The 25,279-nt window shown below is 47.2% G+C and carries 22 protein-coding genes; 7 read left to right on the plus strand and 15 right to left on the minus strand.

Annotated features, from left to right (window positions below):
• Nucleotides 1–239: 239 nt before the first annotated feature.
• From ASG81_RS04730 to ASG81_RS04745, 3 genes are all read right to left on the minus strand, one after another.
• Complete coding sequence (locus tag ASG81_RS04730; RefSeq protein ID WP_056629749.1) at nt 240–803, minus strand: histidine phosphatase family protein; 564 nt, start codon at nt 801–803, stop codon at nt 240–242.
• Between the two features lie 50 nt (nt 804–853).
• Entirely contained in the window at nt 854–2,338 is a 1,485-nt protein-coding gene (locus tag ASG81_RS04735) for an amidase family protein (protein ID WP_056629752.1), read from the minus strand.
• Nucleotides 2,339–2,742: 404 nt separating this feature from the next.
• The gene (locus ASG81_RS04745; RefSeq protein ID WP_056629759.1) at nt 2,743–3,312 is read right to left on the minus strand and encodes a glycosyltransferase family 4 protein; all 570 of its coding nucleotides are present in this window, start codon (nt 3,310–3,312) and stop codon (nt 2,743–2,745) included.
• A gap of 21 nt (nt 3,313–3,333) precedes the next feature.
• Between ASG81_RS04745 and ASG81_RS04750 the strand changes: the two genes are divergently transcribed.
• Together ASG81_RS04750 and ASG81_RS04755 are read left to right on the plus strand one after the other, a co-directional pair.
• Complete coding sequence (locus ASG81_RS04750) at nt 3,334–3,642, plus strand: hypothetical protein (protein ID WP_056629762.1); 309 nt, start codon at nt 3,334–3,336, stop codon at nt 3,640–3,642.
• Between the two features lie 23 nt (nt 3,643–3,665).
• On the plus strand, nt 3,666–3,872 hold the full coding sequence (locus ASG81_RS04755; RefSeq protein WP_056629765.1) for a hypothetical protein: 207 nt from the start codon (nt 3,666–3,668) through the stop codon (nt 3,870–3,872).
• A gap of 133 nt (nt 3,873–4,005) precedes the next feature.
• Here ASG81_RS04755 and pruA read toward each other — a convergent pair whose 3' ends face one another.
• The 6 genes from pruA to ASG81_RS04790 all read right to left on the minus strand — a co-directional run bounded on the left by pruA (nt 4,006) and on the right by ASG81_RS04790 (nt 10,688).
• On the minus strand, nt 4,006–5,553 hold the full coding sequence (gene pruA, locus ASG81_RS04760) for an L-glutamate gamma-semialdehyde dehydrogenase (RefSeq protein ID WP_056629768.1): 1,548 nt from the start codon (nt 5,551–5,553) through the stop codon (nt 4,006–4,008).
• 49 nt (nt 5,554–5,602) lie between these two features.
• A complete protein-coding gene (gene rocF, locus ASG81_RS04765) occupies nt 5,603–6,505 on the minus strand; it encodes an arginase (RefSeq protein ID WP_056629770.1) in 903 nt (300 codons plus the stop codon).
• Nucleotides 6,502–7,722, minus strand: a complete 1,221-nt coding sequence (locus tag ASG81_RS04770) for an ornithine--oxo-acid transaminase (RefSeq protein ID WP_056629775.1) — start codon at nt 7,720–7,722, stop codon at nt 6,502–6,504. Before ASG81_RS04770 ends, rocF begins: the two co-directional genes overlap by 4 nt.
• A gap of 218 nt (nt 7,723–7,940) precedes the next feature.
• Nucleotides 7,941–8,900, minus strand: a complete 960-nt coding sequence (locus ASG81_RS04775; RefSeq protein WP_162254994.1) for a phosphotransferase family protein — start codon at nt 8,898–8,900, stop codon at nt 7,941–7,943.
• Nucleotides 8,901–9,351: 451 nt separating this feature from the next.
• Nucleotides 9,352–9,648 carry a DUF6509 family protein gene (locus ASG81_RS04785; RefSeq protein WP_056629785.1) on the minus strand — a complete coding sequence of 99 codons (297 nt, stop codon included), beginning with the start codon at nt 9,646–9,648 and terminating at the stop codon, nt 9,352–9,354.
• A 107-nt stretch (nt 9,649–9,755) separates the two neighbouring features.
• Nucleotides 9,756–10,688, minus strand: a complete 933-nt coding sequence (locus ASG81_RS04790) for a manganese-dependent inorganic pyrophosphatase (protein ID WP_056629790.1) — start codon at nt 10,686–10,688, stop codon at nt 9,756–9,758.
• Between the two features lie 508 nt (nt 10,689–11,196).
• Here ASG81_RS04790 and ASG81_RS04795 point away from each other — a divergent pair.
• From ASG81_RS04795 to ASG81_RS04805, 3 genes are read left to right on the plus strand one after another with little or no spacing between them, the layout of a single operon-like run.
• Nucleotides 11,197–12,315 (plus strand): tyrosine-type recombinase/integrase, encoded by a 1,119-nt coding sequence (locus tag ASG81_RS04795; protein ID WP_056629793.1) that lies wholly within the window; start codon nt 11,197–11,199, stop codon nt 12,313–12,315.
• A gap of 19 nt (nt 12,316–12,334) precedes the next feature.
• On the plus strand, nt 12,335–14,449 hold the full coding sequence (locus ASG81_RS04800; RefSeq protein WP_056629796.1) for a tyrosine-type recombinase/integrase: 2,115 nt from the start codon (nt 12,335–12,337) through the stop codon (nt 14,447–14,449).
• Nucleotides 14,442–14,822 (plus strand): DUF6262 family protein, encoded by a 381-nt coding sequence (locus ASG81_RS04805; RefSeq protein WP_056629801.1) that lies wholly within the window; start codon nt 14,442–14,444, stop codon nt 14,820–14,822. The genes ASG81_RS04800 and ASG81_RS04805 overlap by 8 nt, the downstream gene beginning before the upstream one ends.
• Nucleotides 14,823–15,144: 322 nt before the next feature.
• Here ASG81_RS04805 and ASG81_RS04810 read toward each other — a convergent pair whose 3' ends face one another.
• Nucleotides 15,145–16,626: an amidase family protein gene (locus ASG81_RS04810; protein WP_056629804.1), complete on the minus strand. Its 1,482-nt coding sequence runs from the start codon at nt 16,624–16,626 to the stop codon at nt 15,145–15,147.
• Between the two features lie 242 nt (nt 16,627–16,868).
• A complete protein-coding gene (locus ASG81_RS04815; protein ID WP_056629806.1) occupies nt 16,869–17,624 on the minus strand; it encodes a creatininase family protein in 756 nt (251 codons plus the stop codon).
• Nucleotides 17,625–18,101: 477 nt separating this feature from the next.
• On the opposite strand from ASG81_RS04815, the gene ASG81_RS04820 reads away from it, so the two are divergent.
• On the plus strand, nt 18,102–19,643 hold the full coding sequence (locus ASG81_RS04820) for an S-layer homology domain-containing protein (RefSeq protein WP_056629809.1): 1,542 nt from the start codon (nt 18,102–18,104) through the stop codon (nt 19,641–19,643).
• 9 nt (nt 19,644–19,652) lie between these two features.
• Entirely contained in the window at nt 19,653–20,891 is a 1,239-nt protein-coding gene (locus ASG81_RS04825; RefSeq protein ID WP_056629813.1) for an Ig-like domain-containing protein, read from the plus strand.
• A 140-nt stretch (nt 20,892–21,031) separates the two neighbouring features.
• On the opposite strand, the gene ASG81_RS04830 is transcribed toward ASG81_RS04825, so the two are convergent.
• The 4 genes from ASG81_RS04830 to ASG81_RS04845 are packed head-to-tail and all read right to left on the minus strand — an operon-like array spanning nt 21,032 to nt 25,273.
• A complete protein-coding gene (locus ASG81_RS04830; RefSeq protein WP_056629817.1) occupies nt 21,032–21,571 on the minus strand; it encodes an NADPH-dependent FMN reductase in 540 nt (179 codons plus the stop codon).
• 1 nt (nt 21,572) lies between these two features.
• On the minus strand, nt 21,573–23,180 hold the full coding sequence (locus tag ASG81_RS04835; protein WP_056629820.1) for a nitrilase-related carbon-nitrogen hydrolase: 1,608 nt from the start codon (nt 23,178–23,180) through the stop codon (nt 21,573–21,575).
• Nucleotides 23,173–24,132, minus strand: a complete 960-nt coding sequence (locus ASG81_RS04840) for a sll0787 family AIR synthase-like protein (RefSeq protein WP_056629823.1) — start codon at nt 24,130–24,132, stop codon at nt 23,173–23,175. Before ASG81_RS04840 ends, ASG81_RS04835 begins: the two co-directional genes overlap by 8 nt.
• The gene (locus ASG81_RS04845) at nt 24,107–25,273 is read right to left on the minus strand and encodes an MSMEG_0565 family glycosyltransferase (RefSeq protein WP_056629826.1); all 1,167 of its coding nucleotides are present in this window, start codon (nt 25,271–25,273) and stop codon (nt 24,107–24,109) included. Before ASG81_RS04845 ends, ASG81_RS04840 begins: the two co-directional genes overlap by 26 nt.
• Nucleotides 25,274–25,279: the final 6 nt, after the last annotated feature.

Consider the following 25,279-nt stretch of genomic DNA (forward strand, 5'->3'; position numbering starts at 1 on the left):
GCGTTTTCGTCCAAGAAAATTATCCAAAGTCAAGCTCCCGTATTTCGGAGAGCTTTTTTTGCGTAATTGACTTCGGATAATTTGCTATTCATTATGTATTGAAAAAAACCAGCCCCCAATATAGGACTGGTTTAAGTTATCGTATCGTTCCCGTTAGCGTAACAAAACGAGTAAGTAGTCATAACGTCCTTCTCGTTGATGTCTATTCCGCTTTTGATCCCGAGAGTTCAACAACGCAATCACGAAGTCCTCCAAACTCTAGAAACAGTTTTTAATTCTGTCCCATGAAATGCAAGCCTATATATATCAGGCATTGATGTCGATTCCCAAAATTCAAACCCATGATCATCGTTAAAGTAATTTAGCATCAGTGTCATTATATCTCCGTGTGTCCCGATTACAATTTTCTTGTTCAGATATTCACTCAACAGATATTCCATAACTTTAATTGCTCTTTCTTGTGCATCTATACTTGACTCTCCGTCTGGAAAAGAATAACTGCGATCTTTATACAATATATATTTTGCTTCTTGAAAACTCTTATCTGATATCATACCAACCTCTCTCTCTTTTAAATCTTCGAAAATAATAATATCTTTCTTATGTACATCTGCTAATTCTTTAATTGTTTGTATAGCCCTTTCGTAAGGACTTGAAACAAAGACATCAATTTCTTCATTCTCTAATTCTGTTTTGATTTTGATAGCGTCAGAAATTCCTTTTTCGGACAATCCCCTTGTTCTTTCCATTCCCTTAATAAATGGAGATTCAGCATGCCTAACAAAGTAAACGATAGTTTCCATTTCTTCAGCACCTTTCTAGCAATAGCATCGTAGTGTATGCAATAGCAGCCTTATTTAAAAGCTTGCGGCGGGAATCGATGCTTCGTCGCTTGCTCATAGCCGTACGCTAGCTTGATTAATGTCGGTTCGCTGAAGGCCGTTCCGATAAAGGTTATGCCCTGCGGTCCTTTGGTCGTATAGCCGCCTGAGGCGATTATACCCCGCTCCGCAAATCCTCCTGGCACCGTAATGACGGGATAGCCTGCTCTAGCGGCAAGATCGTCACCTTCCTCGTTGCCGAGGAACAGCAGCGCATCTAATCGATGCTCCTCTAAGGCATAATCAATCCCCAGTTTGCCGGCCAGCTCTTTATTTTTTATTTTACTATCGAGATATTCTTGCTCGGTCAGCGTCCCGCTCGTTTCCTCTGACCAAACCAGCGTGCCTTGCCCATATTTTAAAGCGATATCCGCATGCTCTTCATTATAGGCAATCAGCTCCCGCAAGGAATGAACGGGAACCGATTCATCAAGCTTCTCCAGATAATCATTAAGATACTTCTTGAATTCATACCGCAAAACATTCCAGTCCCATTCCGTCTGCTCGCATGGAAGCTCGACCGGATCAACAATGGTTGCGCCTGCCCGCTTCAAAACCTCAATTGCCTGTTCAATAATGGCAAGCCTGGCTTCATCTAAATCTTTATAATAAAACCGCGGAACCCCGATACGCGCTTGCTTTAAATAACCGGCATCCAAAAATGGCGTGTAATCCCGGCAGGCATGCTTCACCCCGGATAACGTGACCTCATCACGCTCATCCGCTCCCGTTAACGCTCCGAGAAGAATGGCCGCATCCGTCACCGTTCTTGTCATCGGACCGGCAGTATCTTGACTATTCGTAATCGGAATAATGCCGGCCCGGCTGACTAATCCAATCGTTGGTTTGATTCCGACCAGGCACGTTTGGCTTGCAGGACTAATAATCGAACCGGAGGTTTCCGTTCCGATCGCAGCCGCCCCTAAATTTGCCGCAACCGCAGCAGCTGATCCAGAGCTTGAGGCGCCTATGAACAGCTCTCCCGGCCCATAAGGATTTAACACAAGTCCTCCTCTTGAGCTGTAGCCCGCCCACATCGAACCCGACATAAAATTCGCCCACTCCGTCATATTCGCTTTACCGAGTATAATAGCCCCGGCAGAGCGTAATTGCGAAGCAACAAACGAATCCGCAGCAGCAAAAGAATTCGCCAATGCCACCGATCCTGCGCTCGTGTGCATATTGTCATGCGTATCGATATTGTCCTTCAGAAAAACTGGGATGCCGTGCAAGCTCCCCCGGCTTCCTCTCTCGCTTCGTTCCCTGTCTAAAGCCTTAGCGATTTCTGTCGCATCCGGGTTGATTTCCAAAATCGAATGGATGACTGTATCATACCTGCTGATTCGATCCAGATATAATTTCACTAGCTCTTCTGAGCTCAGCCAACCAGCTTCCATAGCGGATTGCATGCTTGCGAAATCCGCTTCTATAACCCACTCTTCCTTATTCGGATTCATTTGATCAGCCCCCCATTACCCATTGCAGTTCATCATATCCAATTAAAGGATAAATGTCATTGTAATAAACGGTTATAGCCAGTATGCATATTTACTTTTCTCGATAACGAAAAAAGACCTTCCATAAGGTCTTGATTCCATTCGGCTCGTTTATTAAAGTATTTGCTCGATAAACCGTAAAATAAATGAGGAAACATAAGATCGGCATATACGATTTGGCATTCTTCTTCGCTTAAAGGATGAGCCTCCCGGTAGGCCCGCAGCATTAACGAGGCTCTCGAAATGCTCCAGCCATTTTTCTTCATCACTTTATTGAATATTTTCCGAATGTCCCTTGCCGGCAAATCATAGGTTAACGAATCCATGACAATAACGAATAAGCCATTCTTCGACGCTACAGAAGCTTAAAGCTCTATATTTAACCGCTGCGCAACATGCTGGAATGTATAATTGCTGTCTACGAGCTGCCTGCCTTTTACCGCCATCGCCGACGCTTCTTTTTTGTTCGTAAGCATGTAATTGATCGCATCGGCAAACGATGACGCGCTTGTATAATCCCGAACGATATATCCGTTAACCTTATGGCTTATTACCTCGGCGTTGCCGCCCCGGTCGGTTGTAATAACCGGCACGCCTGCCGCCATCGCTTCATAATGAACGCGCGCCAAAGGCTCTTGCCATTGAGCGCTGCACACAAATACGTCGGCCATCGAAAAATAATTTTGAATTTCATTTGCCGGAATAAATTTTGTAAATATAACCCGGTCAAGGTACGGCTCGGCTAATCTAAGCAACCATTTGCCATAACTGTCCACGGCGTTATCGCAAAACCATCTTCCGCCCACAATGACAAGAACGGCTTCCGGATGCTGCTCAGCACACGGCTCATGGATTGGATGAGCAAATGAGGGCCTTTTTTTTACGCTGAGCCGTAACTCGGAAAAGAAAATTACGGAAAAGGGAATGCGCTGCAAACGGATGAAGGGGTATACGTTTTGGACCTTGATAATCTGACCTATGATATCCCTTTGCGGGATGTGCGTAAGTTAATTACGAAGCGCATGGAAGAGCTGGGCTGGAATCTCGAGGAATTGGAACGTTTAATTAACTGTTACGAAGCTGTTCTGCCGCTCACGCCAGAGCAGAAACAAGTGCTGTATATCGATTTGCTATTTCCGTACAAGTATTACGGCTATGCTAAAAACCCATTCAAAAAAGGGGAACCCGGCGAAGTGAAAAAGCTGCTAAAAGGATACCAATTTGATCTGGAAGCATGCCTGTTCTACAAAAGGTATTGCAACTAAATTAGAAAAAAGAGGTGGTATTCATGAAATTAGAGGAAGAATTCGTAGGCCGGGGCGCCCAATTTGCCGAACTGCTAAAAATGCTGGCTGATCTGATTGAAGCGGATGCCCTTGTTGTCCGTGGCAAAAAAATTGAACTGCCCGATACAGACATGGAATATAAGTACAGCCATAAATCGGATCTCGGCGCCAACAAAGTCACGGTAACGATTGAGTGGCTGGATCGTTAAGCGCAGTACAAGCTCAAGGCAAGGCAGCCTCATAATAGCTTAAACCCTGATAGCCCCCTTACGCAAAACAGCGGGATAGTGATCTCTGACGAGAGACTATCCTGCTGAAGGAAGGGGGCCTTGCTATTTCCCATTAGAATCTTTCTGATACGACCTTCGCCTGCGTGAAGAGCAGCAAATAGTCGCGTCCGCCGGCTTTCGAATCCGTTCCAGACATATTAAAGCCGCCGAATGGATGGACGCCTACCAAGGCCCCCGTACACTTGCGGTTAAAATATAGATTGCCTACGTGGAACTGCTCGCGGGCCTGCTCCAATCTGCTGCGGTTCCGCGATATAACGGCGCCCGTTAAGCCATATTCGGTGTTGTTCGCGATATCGAGCGCCGCATCGAAGTTGGCCGCTTTGATAAACGCTAATACCGGTCCGAATATTTCTTCCTGGGCGATCCGGGCATACGGAGCGACGTCCTTAATGATCGTCGGTTCAATAAAATAACCGCTGCTGTCTCCAACTCTCCCGCCATGCACGATCACGCCTTCACTGCGCCCGACCTCGATATATTTTAATATGCTCACGTAGGCCCGCTCGTCGATGACGGGGCCTACATTGGTAATTTGCTCATTGGCCATCCCAAGCTTCAGCCTCTTCGTCCGTTCAACAACCTTCTCGATAACCTCGTCATAGATGAGCTCATGCACGACGGCTCGCGAGCAGGCGGAGCATTTCTGACCCGAATAGCCGAAAGCGGAAGCCGTAATGGCATCGGCAGCCAGATCGAGATCCGCGTCCTCATCGACGATGATCGTATCCTTGCCGCCCATCTCTGCGATCACGCGTTTTATCCACTTCTGATCCTGCTGGCTCAGCGAGGCCTTCTCGTTAATGCGCAAGCCTACCTCTCTCGAGCCCGTAAAGCAAATAAAGCGGGTTAACGGATGCTCCACCAAAAAATCCCCCACCTCGCTGCCCGCTCCCGGCAGGAAGTTTACGACACCGTCGGGCAGACCAGCGGCCTCGAGCAGCTCGACAAACTTGGCTGCAATGACTGACGTAGGGCTTGCCGGCTTCAGAACGACGGTATTGCCGGCAACAACCGCTGCCATCGTCATGCCCGCCATTATCGCAAGCGGGAAATTCCATGGCGGAATAATAATGCCTACTCCCAGCGGAATATAGACAAGCTCATTATCCTCGCCGGCTAACGCGACAATCGGTTGACGCTCCGAGAGCCGTTCCATTTCCCGTCCGTAATACTCCAGAAAATCGATCGCCTCGGCCGTATCTCCGTCAGCCTCGGTCCAGCTTTTGCCCGCTTCGTAAACGAGCCATGCAGAGAACTCATGCTTGCGCCGCCGCAGCAGCGCCGCAGCCTTATAGAGCACCCTCGCCCTTGCGGACGGCGTCACTTTCTTCCAATCCTCAAAGGCCGCTGCTGCCGCAAGTATCGCCTTATGCGCCAGCGCGGTATCCGCCTGAGATACGATGCCGACAAGCTGTTTCACATCGGAAGGATTGATCGATTTGCGTTTTTGGATCGTTTCGATTCGGTCCGGACCAATCTTAAGCATATATTCCTGGCCAAGCTCCTGCTCCACTTTACGCAGCGCCTCTTGAAAATCGTTAATATGATCGGTTATCGAAAAATCGGTAAACGGCTCATTCTGGAATGGCTCCCGCATAGGCGTATCCCTCCTAACAATTCAAATCGATTCATGACGCTCGTTTCACTCAAAGGATCTGCTCGCCGAGCAGCGAGCCGATCAGCTCCACGGCAAGTTTTGCCGTCTGGTCGTTTTGGTCGAGGCTTGGGTTTACTTCTACGAATTCTGCCGATGTGACAAGATCGGATTGATACAGCAGCTCAAGCGCAAGATGCGCTTCCCGGTAGCTGAGGCCTCCTCTGACGGGCGTGCCCGTGCCGGGCGCCTCGCGCGGGTCCAGGCTGTCGATGTCAAAGCTGACATGGACGCCATCGGTAATTTGCTTGAACCGCCCGATCACTTTCTCCATCACGCGCGCGATGCCGATCCGATCGATGTCATGCATCGTATAGCAAGCAATGCCTAATGAGCGGATATACGCCTTCTCGCCGGAATCAAGCGATCTGGCTCCGACAATCGCGACATGCTCCGGCTTTATTTTGGGCGAAATGCCCCTAATGCCCGTTAGCAGCGGGATGCCTCTCCCGAGACTGATGCCAAGCGACATCCCGTGGATATTGCCCGACGGACTCGTATCCTCCGTATTCAGATCCGAATGGGCATCGAACCAAATGACGCCCAGATTCGCATAATGCTCGGCCAGCCCTGCAATCGTTCCGATCGAAATGCTGTGATCTCCGCCCAGCACTAACGGGAATGCGTTCTCCGCAACGATTTCCGATACGCGTTCCGACAGCCGGTTGCTTATCTCGTGCACCTCGGACAAATTTTTTGCATTAGCCGCCTGAAGCGGCGGCAGCGGCGAGGAAACGCTGACCTCCCCTGCCAGCCGGTATGAAATATTCAGTTCAGCCAGTTTGCGTTCAAGGTCTGCGGCATGTAATATGTGCGCTGGTCCAAGCTCCGCTCCGGGAGTGCCGGCCCCTTTCCCAAAAGGAACCGAAACGATTGCCACCTGTTGAATGTTCATAGCCGTCGCTCTCCTGCCAAGCTGCTATTCGCGAAGACAGCTTGAATCTGTTCAAAAGCAAAGTCCAGTTCATCTTCCGTAATGATTAGAGGCGGCGCTAATCGGATGACATATTCATGTGTTTCCTTGCACAGCAGCCCCAGCTGCATCAGCCTCTCGCAGTAAGCTCTCGCAGGCTTTAACAGCTCAATGGCAATAAATAAGCCGCGGCCTCTGATCTCGGCGATATCCGGATGCTTGAGCGCTCTGAGCTTTGTCATAAAATAACGCCCTAGCGTAAGCGAGCGATCCGCCAGCTTCTCCTCCACGGTAACGTCCAGCGCAGCGATTGCAACGGCACAGCTCAGCGGATTGCCTCCGAACGTAGAGCCGTGCGACCCTGGCTCGAATACATCCATAATGGCACTATTCGCAGCAATAGCCGATACAGGCATCACGCCTCCGCCAAGTGCCTTTCCCATGACATAAACGTCGGGAATGACATCCTCCCAGTCGCAAGCGAATCTGCGCCCCGTTCTCCCGAAGCCGGTTTGAATCTCGTCTGCGACGAGCAGCACCTGATGCTCCCCGCACAGCTTAGCCGCACCTGCAAGAAACCCGTCCGGCGGAATACGGATGCCTGCTTCGCCTTGGATCGGCTCGAACAGCACCGCAGCGGTATGCGGCTGTATCGCTGCCTTCAATGCATCCAGATCCCCGTAAGGAACAATCCGAAATCCTGGCGTGAAGGGACCAAAGCCTTGCCGGTAAGCCTCCGTTGAGGAGAAGGAGGTTACCGTCAGCGTCCGTCCGTGAAAATTGCCTTCGAATACGATGATCTCCGCCTGATTTTCCGGTATATGCTTGACGCTGTAAGCCCAGCGCCGCACTGCCTTTATCGCTGTCTCAACCGCCTCAGCCCCTGTATTCATGGGAAGAATCCGGTCTTTTCCGGTGTAGGCTGCAAGCTTCTCGCAGAAGGCGCCCAGCACCTCGTTATGAAACGCGCGTGACGTAATGGTGACCTTATCCGCTTGCTCCTTTAACGCTTCGATAATGCGAGGATGACGATGGCCCTGATTCAAAGCAGAATAAGCGCTTAACATATCCATGTAGCGCGCGCCTTCCGAATCCTGAACCCACACGCCCTCTGCGCTGCTAATGACAATCGGCAGGGGATGATAATTATGGGCGCCGTATTGTTCTGCTAGCTCTATATCCCTCTGTTCCCTGTTCATTACATCACCTGCTCCTTTCCTTTCTGCTTAAATTGCAAATATATAGCCGTTTTTCAATTTTATGCGGTTAAGGGGTGACAAATAACAGCGAGGCTCTGCATAAGGGTAGAATGGAACAATTTCTTGTGTGAAAAACGAATGCTTGCTTTAATAATAGTCGGGGGAATTACAAAATGAAAGATAAAAAAAAGCGTTTTTTTATTATGCTATTTAGTCAGCTAGACAGCTAAAAAACGATTCCAGCCTTTTTCCATGTTATCTTGAACCCACTGCAGGTGATTAATGTCCTCATACTGCCGGAACGGGCATTCTACGCATAGAATGAGATCCAAATAAAGATCATAGAGCGCTCTGCGGCCTAGCTGTGTGTGCGTAAGCGCCGCAGAGCCATAGCCAGCCATAAACGGCGAGGATTGATGAAAGTGGCTAAAATAAAACTCCATCAGCGGATCGCCCCAAAGCGAGCGCTCGAAATCGATAATTCCCGTAACCGCTCCATCCTTGATGAACACATTCCCATCCCACAAATCCCAGTGCAAGAGCCGCGGCTCCGTAACCTCATCAAGCACGCCCAGCCTAAGCGATACCTCGTTCCTGATCGTATCGTAGTCTGCCGGCAGCTTTACGCCTTCCCGCTCTCCGTCGGAAAGCACGCTCAGCAGCAAACGGTGAAAGGCCTCTCTCCAAGAGAAGCCCGTCTCTTCGCTTGCCGCGTACAGACCAAAGCGCTCTCCGCGAATATCATTCAATTGACGGTTATAGATGCCAAGCTGATAATCAATCCGGTAACGCTGCTCCTCGGTCAGACGATCCTTCACTTTATTGTAAGGCTCGCCTTCCAGCATCTCCATAATGAAATACTCGCAATTTACGAGAGATTCGGATGCGTCATGGGCATATACGGACGGCACTGGGACGGCGCCGGCTTGCTTCACGAGTCGCAGCACCTCTACCTCCGACTTCATCAGCCCCTGCTCGTAGCTCATCATCTTCGTAGACAAAGGCGGTGCCGCCTTCACGATGACCGGCCGCCCATCCTCCAGCGTTACTTTATACGCCGCGTTCGCCCAGCCGTCCGTAAGCTCCATAACAGCAGCTGCCTGTTGGCCAAAAGCTCTTATTGCAATCGCTTTCAATTCAGTTTCGGAAAGCTTTCGCTTTATTCCGTTTTCCATCATACTCATCTCCCTGAGTGGTTTTGCAGCTTCGCAGCTAGGTGAATGGGCTGACGGCTGCGGCAGAAGACTTGTATTGCAATGCATTTGTGCAAAAGCTCTCAGCCCTCCCCCTGCCGGGCCGAGCGCTGATATAGAGAAAGTTTCTTTCTCTATATTCCTCAGCTCCCCCTCAAGCCCGCTACCGAGCGGCCTCCGGCGAAATAGCGCAACTTTCTTGCTCTATTTTCGCGAAATGCAGCAAAAACGCTGATATAGAGAAGGTTTCTTTCTCTATATTCCGTTGCTTCCCATCAATCGCCCGATTCCGAGCGGCTTCCTGCGAAATAGCGAAATTTTTTTTCTCTATTTTCGCGAAACGCAGCAAAAACGCTAATATAGAGAAAGTTTCTTTCTCTATATTCCTCAGCTCCCAGCTAGCCAGCCATCCATACGTCCGTCAGCTAGGCGTTTTTTATTCCCCGGACTGTTCGAAATGCTCCTGACAGAATGCAAGCACCATCTTCTCTTCGTCCTCTTCGAGCTCAAAGTCGATATACTTATTCGAGGAGGTCATCAAAAACTCATACTTCGCGATACGGGCTGCATCCTCTTCAATCACATAAATCACTCGAAGCGTTACGCCCTCTTCATGATATAGCTCATCATCCTCTGCAACATCCAGATCGAGTATGAATTCGTATCTCTTCCCTGTCAAAATGCCAAACGGATCCTTCATTAATTCAGCGCTGTATTCGGCAATCGTAAACATGTTATCCGCTCCTTCTCTTCTATTATAGCAAAACAAAAGCAGCCTGAAACTTGTTAACAAGCTCCAGACTGCTATTTTTTGATGAACGGCAGCGGCCGTTCAGCTTCTTACAGGCTGCTTAGCGTTTCTGTAAGCACAGGCACGATTTGCGATTTACGGGAAACAACGCCCTTCAATACCGCTTTGTTATCGGACAATGTTACGTTGTAAGCTTTCTCTACAGCATGAGCTTGAGCGCCCAGTGCGAGAGCTACGGAATCATTGTTCAAAATATCAGTTACGACAAGCACGAACAGGTCAAGGCCTTTTGTCGCGATAATGTCGGTAAGAGCTGCTTCAAGCTCTGCTTGGCGGGAAATGACATCATTCGTATCTACCGCGTTTACTTGCGCGATTTCTACTTTGTAGCTGCCCATTGCGAACTCTTTCGCATCAAGGGAGATCAGCTGCGCAATCGTTTTGTCGCTTAGATCCGCACCTGCTTTGAGCATGTCCAGACCATAGCTTTGTGCGTCAACGCCAGCGATTTCAGCAAGCTCGCGAGCAGCTGCCACGTCTTGCTCTGTGCAAGTCGGCGATTTGAACAGCAAGGAATCGGAAATGATTGCGGACAGCATAAGACCGGCAATTTCTTTGCGGATTTCTACGCCGTTTTCTTTGTACAATTTATTCAAAATCGTAGCTGTACAGCCAACAGGCTCAGCGCGGAAATAGAGCGGCTGGCTTGTCTCGAAATTAGCGATACGGTGGTGATCGATAACTTCCAGCACGCGTACTCTATCGATGTCGTTCGCGCTTTGTTGACGCTCGTTGTGGTCAACCAATATGACCGTGTCAGTCTCGTCGGCAACGTTCTCGATGAGGCGGGGAGCTGCAATGCCGAAATAGTTCAGCGCGTACTCCGTTTCGCCGTTAACGTCTCCAAGGCGGATAGCCTCGACGTCAGCGCCTAGCTTCGTTTTCAGCTCAGCGTAAGCAATAGCCGATGTAATCGTGTCGGTATCCGGGTTTTTGTGCCCGAAAATAAGTGTTTTAGTCATTTCAAGTACTCCTTAAAAGTTATTTGTCGGCAGAGCCTCTGAAGTCGTTAGCGGCCCATATCCTTTGTTGATTATATACTAAAAACCATTATAACTTTAAGTGTTCCTTATTCCTATACCTTTACACCGGATTAAATTATAAATTTTGTGAATATTGAATGGCTATACAATAAAGCGCTTATTCAGCGATGTAAGCCCGTCAGACATGGAGCGGATCAGCTCTGCCGAAGTGCTGACCTCGTCCATGGATACGATCTGCGCACCGGAGTTTGTCGCCGCATTCTTTAAACAGACTATATTTAGAAGAGGATACTATGTCCAATTTGGGGGCATATATCCTCTTTTTTCATACATATTGGAATGCATAATCAGATGCTGAAATGATAGTCTAATATGTATATAAAGATTAAGGATCATATGTTTTTTTAGTTGGGGGACGTAGCCCACAGCGGGAGGCGTAATGAGGTTTTGAAACCAAGCGTAAAAAAGGATTTAGGGGTGAAGGTCTATGCGAGTGCAAGAGGTTCTTGTAGATGGTGGCAAGAGATACATGTTAGTAGATATAGAAGGCATTCCTGTGATTCCTGTGGTGAAGTATCTCAAGTATTTAGATGTTACAGGAAAAAGCAGCAATACACAAAAGACGTACTGTTATGCGTTAAAGCAGTATTTTCTGTATTTACGGGAGACAGAAAAAGATTATAAAGAGATAAGACTTGAGGACTTGGTAGAGTTTGTGGGATGGTTACGGAGTCCGTATGGAAGCACGAATGTAATAACCCTAACCCCAGTAAAAGCAAAGAAAACAGAGAAGACGGTGAACCTTACGGTTACAGCGGTAACAAACTTCTACGACTACTTACACCGCAATGAAGAGCTGCCACATGACTTGGGTGAGAAGTTGATGCGACAAGTCTTTACTGGAGGAAGAACGCGATATAAGAGTTTCTTACATCACGTCAATAAGGACAAACCGTCCGTACGGAATGTTTTGAAGGTGAAAGAACCCCGAAAGAGGATTCAAACGCTCACAAAGGAACAGGTGCAACAAGTGATGGCAGCAACAACCAACATACGGGACACCTTCCTGATTCAACTCCTATTTGAGACAGGATTGCGGATTGGAGAGGCTCTCTCCTTATTCATGGAGGATTTCAAATTCGACCATGGAAAAGGGCATCGTATCCGCCTGACGGACCGCGGGGAATTGGAGAACGGCGCGAAGCTCAAAACAGGTGAACGAGAGATATTTGTGTCGCAAGCGTTGATGGATTTATACGATGATTACCTGTACGAAGTGATCGATGAACTGGACATTGATACCAACTTCGTGTTTGTGAAGCTGAGTGGAATGAATATGGGAAAACCTATGACCTACGGGGACGTAGAAGCCCTTTTTAAACGGTTGCGGAAGAAAACAGGAATAGATGCCCATCCTCACCTGTTCCGCCACACACACGCAACGATGTACTACCGAGAGACCAAGGATATCAAACAAGTGCAGGAACGCTTGGGTCATTCGCAAATCCAAACAACGATGAACTTGTATCTTCATCCTTCGGACGAAGACATCCGCAAGGATTGGGAAAAGGCACAGAGCGCATTTGAGATACAGAAAAAGCACTGAAAGGCGGGGGCGGGAGAGAATGAAACAGAAACAACAAACAAATACAGGGGAATTAGGGTTTCATGAACGATTACAGCAAGAGCTATCAACCTATCTTGTGAAAACAATTCAAAGTGATGGTTCTGTTACCATTCATCACGTGAAGGACCCTTATTTCTTAATCAATGATGTTTGGAATATAGTTTTTTTGGAAAACATTCCTCATTTTAAGAAAATGGTTGAGGACTTTAATGTCAAAAAAAACACAAAAAGGAATGTGCATTTTGAATTTAACAGTCTTAACGTCAACCTAGAAGCGAAATATGTCTTTTATCAAAACCTATTTAACGACAAATGGTCGTTGACTACCCTTTTTATATCTCATTCACGGTACCTGAGAAAATTGGCAATATTTTTGAACGAAAAATACCCTTCTCTCCACTCTATTCTTGATTTAGATATAGAGAAAACAGAACGAGAATGGTTGTTCTGGTTAGAACAGCAAGGGATTGCAACACATAAAAAAATCAAAAACGCTTTGACGTATGTCAAATACACACCTATAATCTACATTTTGCGCACAATTCATTCAAATTTATTTGCATTGACTGATACACGCGAAGAATTGGACAAAGACCGATGGGATGTAAGAATACTGCATGATAAGTATGGGATTAATTATGTGAAGAGTTCTACTAATTATTACATTGATTTCACCAAAATTGAACAAGTTAATATACGCCAACATGTCAAAAGATATATTAGTCAACGCTTACTTGGAAAGAACAATTTCTCTTGGTCAAGGGCTACACACTACTTAAAAGCCCTACCAAATTTTTTTTCAATCGTGTTTTCGTTAGAGCCGACATGGACTGACTTAAAAGGGTTGAAACGTTATCATATAGAACAATATATCAAATGGTTGAATGAGCACGCGAAAGAGATTTCAATAAAAAATGCACACCCTGAATACTATATATTACAAACTCTTAGTGTTATTAGAAAATTTCTTGATGATATACAGCGGTATGAGTATGATATTGCCCCTGAAACTGATATAAGATTATTACTTTTTCCAGAAGACAGGCCAAAGTTGAAGAAGAAGACATTGGACCAAATTGACTATATTCCTGACTTTGTGTTAGAACAACTCTTCAAGCATATAAACGATTTACATAAAGAAGTCATCCCAGTCATATGGATAGCTTTTAAAACAGGTCTACGAATTTCGGATATATTAGGCTTAACCTCTGATTGTTTAGAGCGACTAAACAGTAAATACTCTATTGTTACAGATATTGAGAAGACCTATGTACAAGGACATCGAATTCCAATTGACGATGAGCTAGCAAACATTCTCGCAGTTCTCATTAAGGAGTCCAAGGAAAACAGTAACAAAGACAATAATCCAGAGGAATTCATTTTTGTACGTTATCGTGGCTCTAGGAAGGGGAAACCTTATACCCAATATTGGGTTCGACTAGAACTAAATAAATTAGCTTACAAGAAAAACATTGTAGATGAGAACGGGAACTTATTTCATTTTACGAATCATCAATTTCGCCACACCTATGCGGTAAAAATGTTAAACGGTGGTGCTGACATTCTAACAGTGCAAGAATTGTTAGCTCATGCTTCTCCAGAGATGACCTTGCGATATGCCAAACTGTTGGACGATACGAAGAGAAAGGCATTTGAATCGGTCATTAACCAAGGTGTATTCAGTTTTGACTTGAACGGTGATGTACAGGAGATCAAAGCAGGCGAAGACATCCCAGCAGACATCTTGCAAGCTCTGTGGCAGGATCATAAACTAAACGCGATGGACAACCCATACGGGACGTGTCACGCTCGATTGAAAGGGAATTGTCCGCATATGGAAGCCCCACCTTGCCTGACATGCAACAGCGGCAGTCCGTGTAAAGACCTGGCAATTGGCTTTTCAGAATTGGATGTTGAAAAATATGAGATGCACGTTAAAACAACAGCAAGAGCAATAGAGGTAGCGAAACAGTATGGTCGAGACGATGTGGTGGAAAAGCAAGAGAGAAACTTACAACTATACCTCGGCATTCGGGATAACATTCGCGGAGGTAATATTATCTTTGGCAGACAAGACCGTATGAAGAGAAAGGCTGGTATACCAAATGGTTGAATACGACCGCAGAGAGCAGTTAAAAGCGATTCATAAGTCAAGGAAGGCTTCCACCTTTCAAAAGGTTGACGAAGCCATTCATAGGCTCATACGAGCCTATGAGAGCATCAATTTCAACAGTGTGGCAAGTGAAGCTGGCATAGCAAAGGCTACTTTATACAACCATCAGGAACTACGTGAACGAATAGAGTCGTTACGGCAACAACAAGAGCAAGCGCCTACACCCAAGCAAACGAAACGAGAGATGGATGACAATAACAAAGATGCCTTGATTGCTTCCTTACAGCGCCGCATTAAGAAGCTAGATGGTGAAAACAAAGAACTAAGAGAACAATTGAAAGTGGCTTACGCACAAGTATATAAAAAAATCTGAGGGAACACCGACCGTTCCCTCCTTTCTTCATTAATACGATAAAAAAGGGCATTAAATTGAGTCAATTAAGCTGGTGGGAACAATATTATATTACTCAACATGGAGGTGCACAAAGTACGCCAAGTGGTACCTTACAAAATAGAATTAACGCTATATCCCCTACATATTGGCAAGATCTTGGTCTTGTAAAATATTAAAAATGAAAGGGCTGACTACGTGAATAAAAGAAAGAAAAAAAGACCTAAGGTAGGAGATGTGTTCTGCCCATAGTTTAATAAAACGGCAGCCGATCAATATGACCAACTGCCGCGCGAAACAGAGATTACAATTCGTCCAGATTTGGCGAACGACGGAAAAGTGTTGCTTGCTCAAAGCTATAAGCGATACTAATTAGCGTTGTCTCACTGAAAGCCCTACCTGAAAACACAACACCAAATGGACCCTGCGTCGAATCGCCATCCGCATCAATTGTTCCTTTTGTTGAATAACCGGCAGGCACCGTAATCAGGGGATACCCCAACCTGGCAGCAATGTACATGCCATCAATGTCACCGGGTAGCATTAATGCATCTAATCCGTGTTTATCAAGTGCATAGTCAATTCCTTGTGTGACAGCATGATGGTTGTATTCTTGACGTTTAAGTTGATAGGTTGTCTCGTTTAATGCATTTTCTTCAGAACGAATCAGATTGTCTTGGCCAAACTTCAATGCGGAAGCAGCGTGTTTCTGATTATAACTAATCAGTTCTTGAAGAGAATGCACGGGCATATCCGAGTTTAACTTGGATAAATAGCTATTCAGTCCTGTTTTGAATTCATAGCAGATAACATCATTGTTCCATGAATGTTGTTCCAAATAGAGGTCCACAGGATCGATAACTGTTGCACCTTGCTCACGCAGAACAGCGATGGACGATTCCATAATCGAAAGTCTTTCTTCATCCAACGACCGATAGTAATGTCTGGGAATCCCAATACGAGCTTTACGCAGAAAGTCTTGGTCGAGATAAGTTGTGTAGTCATGAGAAGTACGATGCGGGCTCGTCCATGTTGCCTTATCGTTTTCGTCAATCCCCACGATTGCCCCGAGTAGAGTCGCTGCATCAGTGACTGTCTTGGAAATTGGTCCTGGTGTATCCTGACTTATAGAGATCGGGATTATGCCGCTACGGCTAGCTAGCCCTACAGTAGGCTTTATTCCGACGAGAAAATGTTGGCTCGCCGGCCCTATAATTGAACCTGCTGTTTCTGTTCCGATCGCTGCTGCTGTCAGGTTTGCCGCTACGGCTGCAGCCGATCCAGAACTTGAACCGCTGACGAAGAGCTTGTCAGGTCCATATGGATTCAATACATTTCCACCTCTGGAACTGTATCCAGCTGGCATACAGGTGGACATAAAGTTCGACCACTCGGTCATATTTGCCTTACCTAGAAGAACTGCGCCGGCAGCGCGAAGCTTTGCGGCTATGAACGAATCTTCAGTAGCAAACGATTCTGCCAATGCAATTGAACCAGCGCTCGTATGCATCCTGTCGTGCGTATCAATATTATCCTTGAGCAGGATTGGAATTCCGTGCAACGGCCCCCTACTACCTGTTGTATTTCGTTCAAGATCAAGATTTCTTGCGATTTCGAGTGCATCTGGATTGATCTCTAATACGGCATTGATTGAAGGATTATACCTATGAATGCGTTCGATATATGCAAGAACGAGCGCTTCGGAAGTACATTCACCTGAAGTCATTGCCTTTTGAAGACTCACCAAATCGGCATCTTGAATCCAATCATATAAGTTGATGCTCATTTATTAAGCCCCCGGTATTGGTGAATTTTCGGATAACAGTAATATGGTAACATGCAGCATTATCAAGGGTATAGCACAAATTTTATGTATTTAAGAAAGTATCGGTTGGACATCACAGTTGAGCTTGAATTTTCTCGAACCTCAATGTTGTAATCTACACGTTACTTCTATGAAAAATGGCAACCGATCGTATGGCCGGCTGCCGTCTTGTTCCATTCAGCTATCGTCTCTCGTTAGCTGAATCATGCTTGAGTTTTTCGACGGTATCCATCTTCAAGGATTTGTTTGAGGCCTTCAGTTCTCTTTTGAATAAACACATTCCAAAAAGTCTTACCTTTCTCAGCTAGATCTTCTTGTGAGTAGACCCCCTCATCGAATTTCCCCCAACAGCCATCTTTTGTTAACTTATCCCATCCTAGATAATCTGCATAAATGCGGTTTTCTGAGGGGATGTCTGAACCCATTGACTGAGGTTTAACCAATTCTGGACAAAGCCACATTGCGGTACAAACGGACAACAGACCGCCGTGCATCTCGTTCAAGCCCTCTAAGCCAGCCGCTTTAATTGCTTCTTCCCATGCAAGATGATTATTATGATTTGCAGTGATCACGATAATTTCTGGATATTTGTAATTAATATGTTTGACAAATGCACCTTCCCAGTAAGACCCACCGTGTCCTGTGCAGACCAAGAATTTACTAAATCCTTGTCTAGTTAAGTTACAAATAATATCCTCCAACATTGCTGTTAAGATATTGGGGCTTACGGTAACTGTACCCTTGAAATTGGCATGCTCTTCAGAGGTGTTAAAGGGGATGGTAGGTAACACGTATGCATTCAATTCTGTTCCATATGTGATTGCATATAACTCTGCAATAAGAGTATCTAAATGCATGGGCAAATACGGTCCAAATTGTTCCGTTGCCCCAACCGATAAAATCGCTGTATCCATTCCGCTGCTTGAGATTTCACTTGTCGAGTTTCTAAAACTAAGCATATGAACCCCCTAAAAGATTGATTTATACCACACCAAATTGTACCATTTTTAGAGCGGTAGAAAACAACTTTATCAAAACTATCCCATACCATAGCGTATTAAACTAATCTGCCCGTTGAACAATGCCGCCGATTTATCCATGGGCAGTCTTAACTTGACGAATACAAAGTAAAAAACATAAAAACCCCATATATTATACATGTACAATATGTGTACCCTTTATTTTATCTGCCTTTTTTCAATTTAGGTCTTGATAAAAATCGCCGCGACAAGCTGAGCCTGCGCTCCCAAAGAGCTTTCAATTAATTTCGTCGACGACCGGTAAATCGTAAAGCCAAGCATCGGAACAATGCTGCATTTCTCCATGAAACATGCGAATTCATCGTCTTTGAGTACTAGTTTTAAATACCTGCAAACTGTATACTAACATAAGTCTATTACACCTAAATTTCCCCTATTGCTAAAGGAGCAATCACCATGCTGAAACGTTTTATCGTTAAGCCATTATTATTCATCTCACTCATACTTGCTCTGCTTGCTGCATCTGTTCCTATCCAAGCGGCTTCCATTAATGTTCCCAACCACTGGGCTGCGGACGTTATGAAACGATGGAGCGACCGCGGTTGGCTGACGGCACAGGACGTGAAGTCCATTGACAACCCAACCACCCGGGCGGAATGGATTCATTGGATGAATCAAGCATTCCAGTTTACGGATGGCCCGTCAACTAAGTTCAAGGATGTGAAGCCCTCTACTAAGCTAGCCTATGAAACAGCCGCTGCTGTAGCGGCCGCTTATATCGAAGGCTACCCCGATAACACATTCAAGCCTCAGCAGAAGGTAACCCGCCAGGAAGCCGCCGTCATTATGACCCGTCTCTTCGGGCTTCGAACCGATCTCATGCCAACAGGCTACAAGGATACCGCTACCATGGGAGCATGGAGCAAAGGTGCGATAGCTGCCGTTACGGAGCAGGGGCTTTTATCAGGGAACAACGGGAAGTTTAATCCGAAAGCGCCTATTACGAAGGCGGAGGCCATTTCATTTATCGATCGAGCCCTGACCAAGAACACGATTGAATATAAACGTTCCGGCACTTACGGAAGCGACAAGAAGCGCAATTTAGTTCCTAGTGATGTCACGCTGCTTGCTGCCGATACCGTCGTGCAAAACATAAACTTTAGAGAAGACCTCATTATTGATGCTGCTGTCTTGAACGGAAGTATTACGTTAAGAAATGTGACTGTGAAAGGTACGTTAATTGTTAAGGGGGGCGGCCTAGGGCGCATCCAACTCATCGATTCAGAAATTGCGAAAATGACGATCAACAAAAAAACAAACGATGCGGGTGTTTCTTTGAAAGGGACTACAAGGGTAGGAACGGTAAAGATAGAATCCGGAGGCTCCATTGAAACGGCAAGCAGCAGCAAAATCAACGCGGTCAGCATCGCTTCCACCATGTCTCCTGCCGTTCCGGTACGTTTATCAGGTTTGTTCACTTCGGTAAACGTTGACACACCAAACCGCATCGTACAGCTTACAAACAGTAAAATCGATTTACTTCACGTTGCCAAGTCTGGATCAAATGCTAATATTTCTCTTGGGAGCACCGGTTCAATTACCGATCTGGTAGCAGGCGGAAGCTTAGAGTTAACAGGATCAGGAAAGCTGCAGTCTGCAATCATAAATACATCGAACGTCAGATTAAATCAATCGCCGCTTTTCGTTACCGCAGGCGCGGAGCTTCCACCAAATGCTACCCTGCTTATTGCTGGCAAAGAAACCAATCCCGCTGCCTACTCGCTCGCACAACCGCCAATCGTGATGGGTGTTGCAGAAAGCATAAATTACGGAGAAAGCATGTCAATCGCCAGCAGCAAAAACGGCATGCTGTACGTCGTTCCTCTGGATACGCCATTGAACCTTAATGATATCCTTATAGATGGAAGCTATATAGAACCTATCGATGCATTGGTTCCTTACACGCTCGATGCGAGTTCATTTACTGAAAAAAAATGACGTGTAGTTGTGATCGATTCATCTAATCAACTGTCCGAGCCTAAACCATTTACGATTATCAATTTTGAAAAAACACCTTTAAAGATGACTTGGGCAAGCAATAACGAGAATCGTTCACTAGCCATTTCATTTAACAAACATATCGTAAATGCATTATCTTCAATTGAGGAATTAAAGCATGCTATTACCATATCGGCAGATGGCGGCGCTTCATTCAGGACTTTGGGTATAAATGATCATGTATCAATTAACCGAGCCCATCTGAATATTGAGCTTAGCGGTGGCGTTCAAGGGAATAATAACGTCGTTCGTTTAACCGAAGGTGCCGTGAAATCGAAGGATGGCTTATACAAAAATAATGCTCTGGAATCACGGAAAATTGCTGCCGGCGTCCGCTTATCGCTATTATCTTGGAATTTTTTAAAAATCGGCGAGGATCTTCATTTTAAAGTAGACAGACCGGTAGACGTCTATTTTACTAACGTCAAGGATATCGGAAAATACAAAACCTATGAGGAGGCTGCAGCGGGCGGCCTGTCTCTTAAAATATCCGTCTCTGAAAATGAGGTAGGCAAGCAGTTAACGATTCCTACCGCTGGCTTAAAAAAAGGCGACTATGAGCTGACAACTATGTTCTTCAATGCAGAATCCTATCATATTACACTTAACGACGTTCCATTTGTCGCCTATTACAACGTATATAATTTACCGGGCTTAGACCATGACTACATTACCGTTTCAGGAATATCACCGGGAAATACAGTTACTTTCTATGCGGATAAGGACAAAAAACAATTAATCGGCCAACAGACCGGCACTTCCATCTCCGGCAAAGCCATGATTAAATTCCAATTACCGCTTGAGGACCTTGTCAGCGAGCCAAAGACCATTTATATCACACTGAGCACAAGCGGGGGCTACGAGAGCAACGTTATCCCGGTCGTGTACAAAGGAGCGAACTCTCCACCTGTCCCAAAGAACTTCGATAAAAAGATCGTTCTTAGTTTAGCAACAGGCACGTCAGCGACGATTCAGGTAAGTGAATTGGCGACTGATCCCGACGGAGATGTGTTAAGAGTAATAGGTATGTCGTATCTGCTTAATGGTATTGTCAATTGTAAAAACGGTCAGGACAATGTCGTCATTACAGCTGGATCGAAATCCGGCCAAACCAACGTAACCATCATAGTAAGCGATCCTGAAAATCATCTAATCGAAATTATCATTCCAGTAACGGTCGAAAAATAATAAAAAGGGGTATCCGTCTAGCCGATTGCCGGCCAGATGGATACCCCTTATATTCTTTCAGGGCGGGACAGCGGCCATAGCCGCCTGCCCTCTCCGCTGCAAAGCAAAATGATTCTCATAACGGCCCTCCAAGCTGTATCTTAACCAACTTGCAGCGCTCTTGACATCCCTGCAATCTGCGCGGCTAATTGTCTAATCCTCTCCTGCACGGCGCTGTCGGCAATTTCATTGTTTTCATCAAAATGATCCCGATGTGCATACACGTAATCCGGCGCCGTGTACGCTCTAAAATAGCCTGCGATCGGCTTCAATTGATTTTCGATAACGAGGAAATGCTGATACGTCCCCCCCGTACCGACAAAGCCGATTACTTTATTGCGAAACGTATCGACGGGCAGCAGATCAAACAGGTTTTTTAAAGCGCCCGTCAGCGATGCCTGGAAAACCGGCGTCCCGATAACAAAGCAGTCGGCAGCCAGTATCGCCTCAACCACTCGCCGGGTATCCTCGTTATATTGCAAGAGAGGACGGCCATCGCAAAATTCGATCGCATAGTTTTTCAGATCCAGCACCTCTACCGATAGCTCCGGATCTAGCGCTGCGGCATGATCGACGACATTTTTTACGAGCGACAAGGTCTTTGTTCCAATGAGCGTTCCCGATATTCCCAGTAACTTCAATTTATAATCCTCCTTCAGCCGAAATGACCAGCCTGTCGTACAGATGTGTTTTCAGACGTCTCATGAACGGACGCTTTCGAGCTTGCTCTGTCATAGCAGTATCAAAGGTTTGGATGAGGGGACCAGCCAGCATATCCCCTTCGATATGAGTCTGGCGATGCAGAAACAGCAGACTCTCGCCGCTGCCGCCAGGTGCCGCTGAGGCTACGACCAAATCGTTCTCAAATGCCCAAATCCGCTTCATCCAAGCCGTATTCCGCTCTTTGCCGGAGGAGCTGATCGCAACGATATCCGCTCCCTGCTTGGCCATTACCCTGTAAGATTCCGGATAGGAGCCATCCGCATCCGTCAATATGCCGACTCTGGCAAACGGAAGCTCATACGTTCGGTAAGCTTGACTCTCAGCCTTCCGCTGCTTGTCTTCATCCCCATGTATGGAGGACGAGCTTTCCGTTATGCCATCAGGACCGACGAGTACAGCTGTGCTTTTCGAATTTCCAAGCTCCTTCTCTGCAAGACCAATGGCGATATAGCTCCGATAATCGTTCGCAATCGCTTGCAGATGAGCCATGACGCGCTCTTGCGAAATAAGCGCCGGGTCAATTTCCGCCTCAGGCAGTACGAATAGCCGCGGCAGCGACTGATCGGTCAATGGCTCCGCAGTCAGGAAGGCCTGAGATAGACGCTCCAGCAAGGAAGGCCCTTCCTCATCCGGAATCGGAACGGTAATCAGCTGAAAAGGCAATTGCATGGAAGGGCTTCTCGTTTCGCCTTCTTGCCAAAGATAAGGATGCAGCAATAGCTCGCCATAAGCGCCGGGACGTCTTGAAGCCGTCATTTGCTCCCGTTTATCAGAATTCCGCTTGACTGCTCCGTAGACGATGCCTTGACCCGACAGCAGCGTCGATTGAATATCGCCATCCTGGTCGATGACGGCGCTGCCGCCCGTAAATAGCGCTCCCCTTTCCCGATCCGAACGGTTCGCCGCTATCCAGTACAGGCCATTTTCCTTGGCCCGCAGGCACCATGTCCTGCTCGGGGGATTGTTGCCGCCGCCAACCCAGTTAGTCGGGAAGGCGATGATATCCGCCCGCTTCAGCGCAGCGATTCGCGCAGGCTCAAAGTACATCGCATCCATGCAAATCAGCATCGCGATTCGTCCGATTGACGTTTCAAACACCGGAATCTCTTCCGTCCCCTCGCGCGCCCATCTCGGATCGGCGGCAAACAAATGTGTTTTGCGGTATGTGCCGACAATGCCCTCCGGTCCGATTAATACGGCGCTATTATAATAAGCGCCTGTTATGGCGTCCCGCTCGGGCAGCCCGACTACTGCGTAGCAGCTATACCGCTTTGCGGCAGCATGGAAGACATCCGTAGTCGGACCGGGAACCGGTTCCGCAAACGGAGCAATTTCTTCTCTGCTGTCCCACACATAGCCGCTGGAGGCCATTTCAGGAAAAACGATCAACCTGGCGCCTTGCTCCGCCGCTTCGGCAAGCAGCTCCAGCATGCGGGCGCGATTGCCTTCAACGTTTCCATGCCCGGCATTAAATTGAACGGCTGCCACCTTTATTTCAGCATCAAGCTTAACCCCATTCTTATCCATCTCGAACCATCACCAACGCTTCCTCATGCCAATCGATAAGCACGGCTTTGTCTTCATCCTTCTGAATGAGAATACGCGAATCGTCGTTTAGCTCGCCGACAACAGATGCCGTAATTCCCTCAGAGGCAAACAGCGCGATTACGCGATCGCAGCATTCGGAGCCTGTCGCAACAATGAATCCGTATCCGGGAAACACGCGCAGCCACCGCTCCCAGTCCATTGCTTCAGGCTTCGGAATACGCTCCAGCTCCACCACAGCTCCGCAGCCGGCATTTTCCGCAAGCATCGCGATCGTGCCTAAAATGCCTGCATTGCTAATATCTCTGGCCGATGCCGCAAGCCCTTCTTCCGCGAGCCTAGGCAATAGCTCGAACTTGGCCAGCAGCGTCTCCGGACTGTGAACGCTGGTGCAATCCCATTGGGGGTAGTCTTTGAATAGCTTCCCAGCCAGATCTACCGCTACGATAAGCGACTGGCCTGGAGCCGCTTGCGAGGCGCGGAGCAGCTTGCTTGCTTTTCCAATAATGGAGGTTCCCACCCCTTCCGCCTCCCCAGGCAGATAATGGCCCCCAACCATCGGGATTTGAAACTTCCGGCAGCCCTCGGCCATTCCTTCGGCAATCAAAGAAGCCGTCCGCTCATCAGGCGCGCTTAGCAAATTGGTGATTGCTGTCGGTCTGCCGCCCATTGCATAAATATCGCTTGTGCTGACTAACACCGCACAATAGCCCGCCCAATAAGGCTCCTTCTTGACAAGCTCAGGCAAAATGCCGTCGCAGGACATTAATAAATAACCGCCGGAAGACGGGAGAACGGCTGCGTCATCTCCGATCGGGTCCAGCATTTTCTCAGGATCCCAAGAAAATGCCCGCAGCGGCGCCTGAATATCCTTCTTTCGCAGGAAGCCTGATGATTTCGCCAATCCTTCAATTAATGCTGCCAGCTCGAGCATCAAGCGCCAACCTCCTATAAAGAGCCGCATGCTTCTTCGCCGCCAACTCCCAGCGAAAGGTATAAGCCGTTTCCTTGCCTTCGGCTATTAATCGCTCCCGAAGCTGCGCATCCGACGCCACCTGAATCATACACTCGGCTATCTCATGCTCATCCTCCGGATTCGGAAGCAAAGCGTTATGCTCATGGATTAAAAATTCGCGAAACACTTCGATATTAGACGCGATAACAGGTGCGCCGCCCGCCATCGCCTCCATAACGGCAAGTCCCCAGCCTTCTTTCACGGAAGGCTGCACGTAGCAATCTGCCAGCTGGTAATAATCTTGTATCGCTTCATTGCCCGGCGAGCCTACGATACGAACATCTTGACGGACCTCATTGTCCATCGCATCCAATTCCTTATTAAAATCATGCAAATAATAGCGATAGTCGAACAGCGTCGCTCCGCCGGCTATGACGAGAACGGCATCCGGAATGGAACGCTTCACGATCTGGAAGGCGCGCAGCGTACGGATCGTATTTTTACGCGGCTCAATGCCTCCCAAGCTGAAGAAGACGGTGCTATTCGCGAAGCCATACGCCTCCTTCAGCTGTTGCTGGCTGCCCCTTCGCCCGAAGAACCGGTTTTCCACCCCATTGTGAATAACGGTCGATTCTCTGTTGTAAGACAAGATGAGGCGGCTGCGCCAATAATCGCTAACCGTGATGAGCTCTGCCGGCCTTACAACCGACTTATGCTGACAGCTAACGAGAGCCGGCGTTGTAAAATCATCCAAGTGATGCACCGTCCGAATGAAAAAGGGGACGCGCCCCTTTTCCATCTGACGACTGAGACAATTGGCGCTGATGCAGTCCTGCGCGTGATGAATGTCATACTGCTCCAACTGCTCGCCAGCCAGCCCTTCCGTATAGGCATCAATATAGCTGGCAATACGGGCATCAAAGGTTTCTATCCCGCCGGAACGGTATGGAATAACCCGGACATCCGCCTGCACATGACGATAAAATTTCTCCTTGCCGCCGAGTCCAAGCGCAAATACCGTAACGGAACAGCCGCTTCTCACCAGCGCCTCCGCCAAGGCAAGCGTATGAACGACACCGCCACGCGGGTTCGTATTGTACGTATAAAGAGCAACTTTCATGAACAG

The organism is Paenibacillus sp. Soil522 (genome assembly GCF_001428245.1).
Lineage (GTDB): Bacteria > Bacillota > Bacilli > Paenibacillales > Paenibacillaceae > Pristimantibacillus.

What these genes read in the sequence shown, in the direction of transcription:
- ASG81_RS04730 (WP_056629749.1), bottom strand. Translation starts at nt 803, where the DNA reads ATGGAAACTATCGTTTACTTTGTTAGGCATGCTGAATCTCCATTTATT.
- ASG81_RS04735 (WP_056629752.1), bottom strand. Translation starts at nt 2,338, where the DNA reads ATGAATCCGAATAAGGAAGAGTGGGTTATAGAAGCGGATTTCGCAAGC.
- ASG81_RS04755 (WP_056629765.1), top strand. Translation starts at nt 3,666, where the DNA reads ATGAAATTAGAGGAAGAATTCGTAGGCCGGGGCGCCCAATTTGCCGAA.
- pruA (WP_056629768.1), bottom strand. Translation starts at nt 5,553, where the DNA reads ATGCGGGAGCCATTCCAGAATGAGCCGTTTACCGATTTTTCGATAACC.
- rocF (WP_056629770.1), bottom strand. Translation starts at nt 6,505, where the DNA reads ATGAACATTCAACAGGTGGCAATCGTTTCGGTTCCTTTTGGGAAAGGG.
- ASG81_RS04770 (WP_056629775.1), bottom strand. Translation starts at nt 7,722, where the DNA reads ATGAACAGGGAACAGAGGGATATAGAGCTAGCAGAACAATACGGCGCC.
- ASG81_RS04775 (WP_162254994.1), bottom strand. Translation starts at nt 8,900, where the DNA reads ATGATGGAAAACGGAATAAAGCGAAAGCTTTCCGAAACTGAATTGAAA.
- ASG81_RS04785 (WP_056629785.1), bottom strand. Translation starts at nt 9,648, where the DNA reads ATGTTTACGATTGCCGAATACAGCGCTGAATTAATGAAGGATCCGTTT.
- ASG81_RS04790 (WP_056629790.1), bottom strand. Translation starts at nt 10,688, where the DNA reads ATGACTAAAACACTTATTTTCGGGCACAAAAACCCGGATACCGACACG.
- ASG81_RS04795 (WP_056629793.1), top strand. Translation starts at nt 11,197, where the DNA reads ATGCGAGTGCAAGAGGTTCTTGTAGATGGTGGCAAGAGATACATGTTA.
- ASG81_RS04800 (WP_056629796.1), top strand. Translation starts at nt 12,335, where the DNA reads ATGAAACAGAAACAACAAACAAATACAGGGGAATTAGGGTTTCATGAA.
- ASG81_RS04805 (WP_056629801.1), top strand. Translation starts at nt 14,442, where the DNA reads ATGGTTGAATACGACCGCAGAGAGCAGTTAAAAGCGATTCATAAGTCA.
- ASG81_RS04810 (WP_056629804.1), bottom strand. Translation starts at nt 16,626, where the DNA reads ATGAGCATCAACTTATATGATTGGATTCAAGATGCCGATTTGGTGAGT.
- ASG81_RS04815 (WP_056629806.1), bottom strand. Translation starts at nt 17,624, where the DNA reads ATGCTTAGTTTTAGAAACTCGACAAGTGAAATCTCAAGCAGCGGAATG.
- ASG81_RS04820 (WP_056629809.1), top strand. Translation starts at nt 18,102, where the DNA reads ATGCTGAAACGTTTTATCGTTAAGCCATTATTATTCATCTCACTCATA.
- ASG81_RS04835 (WP_056629820.1), bottom strand. Translation starts at nt 23,180, where the DNA reads ATGGATAAGAATGGGGTTAAGCTTGATGCTGAAATAAAGGTGGCAGCC.
- ASG81_RS04840 (WP_056629823.1), bottom strand. Translation starts at nt 24,132, where the DNA reads ATGCTCGAGCTGGCAGCATTAATTGAAGGATTGGCGAAATCATCAGGC.
- ASG81_RS04845 (WP_056629826.1), bottom strand. Translation starts at nt 25,273, where the DNA reads ATGAAAGTTGCTCTTTATACGTACAATACGAACCCGCGTGGCGGTGTC.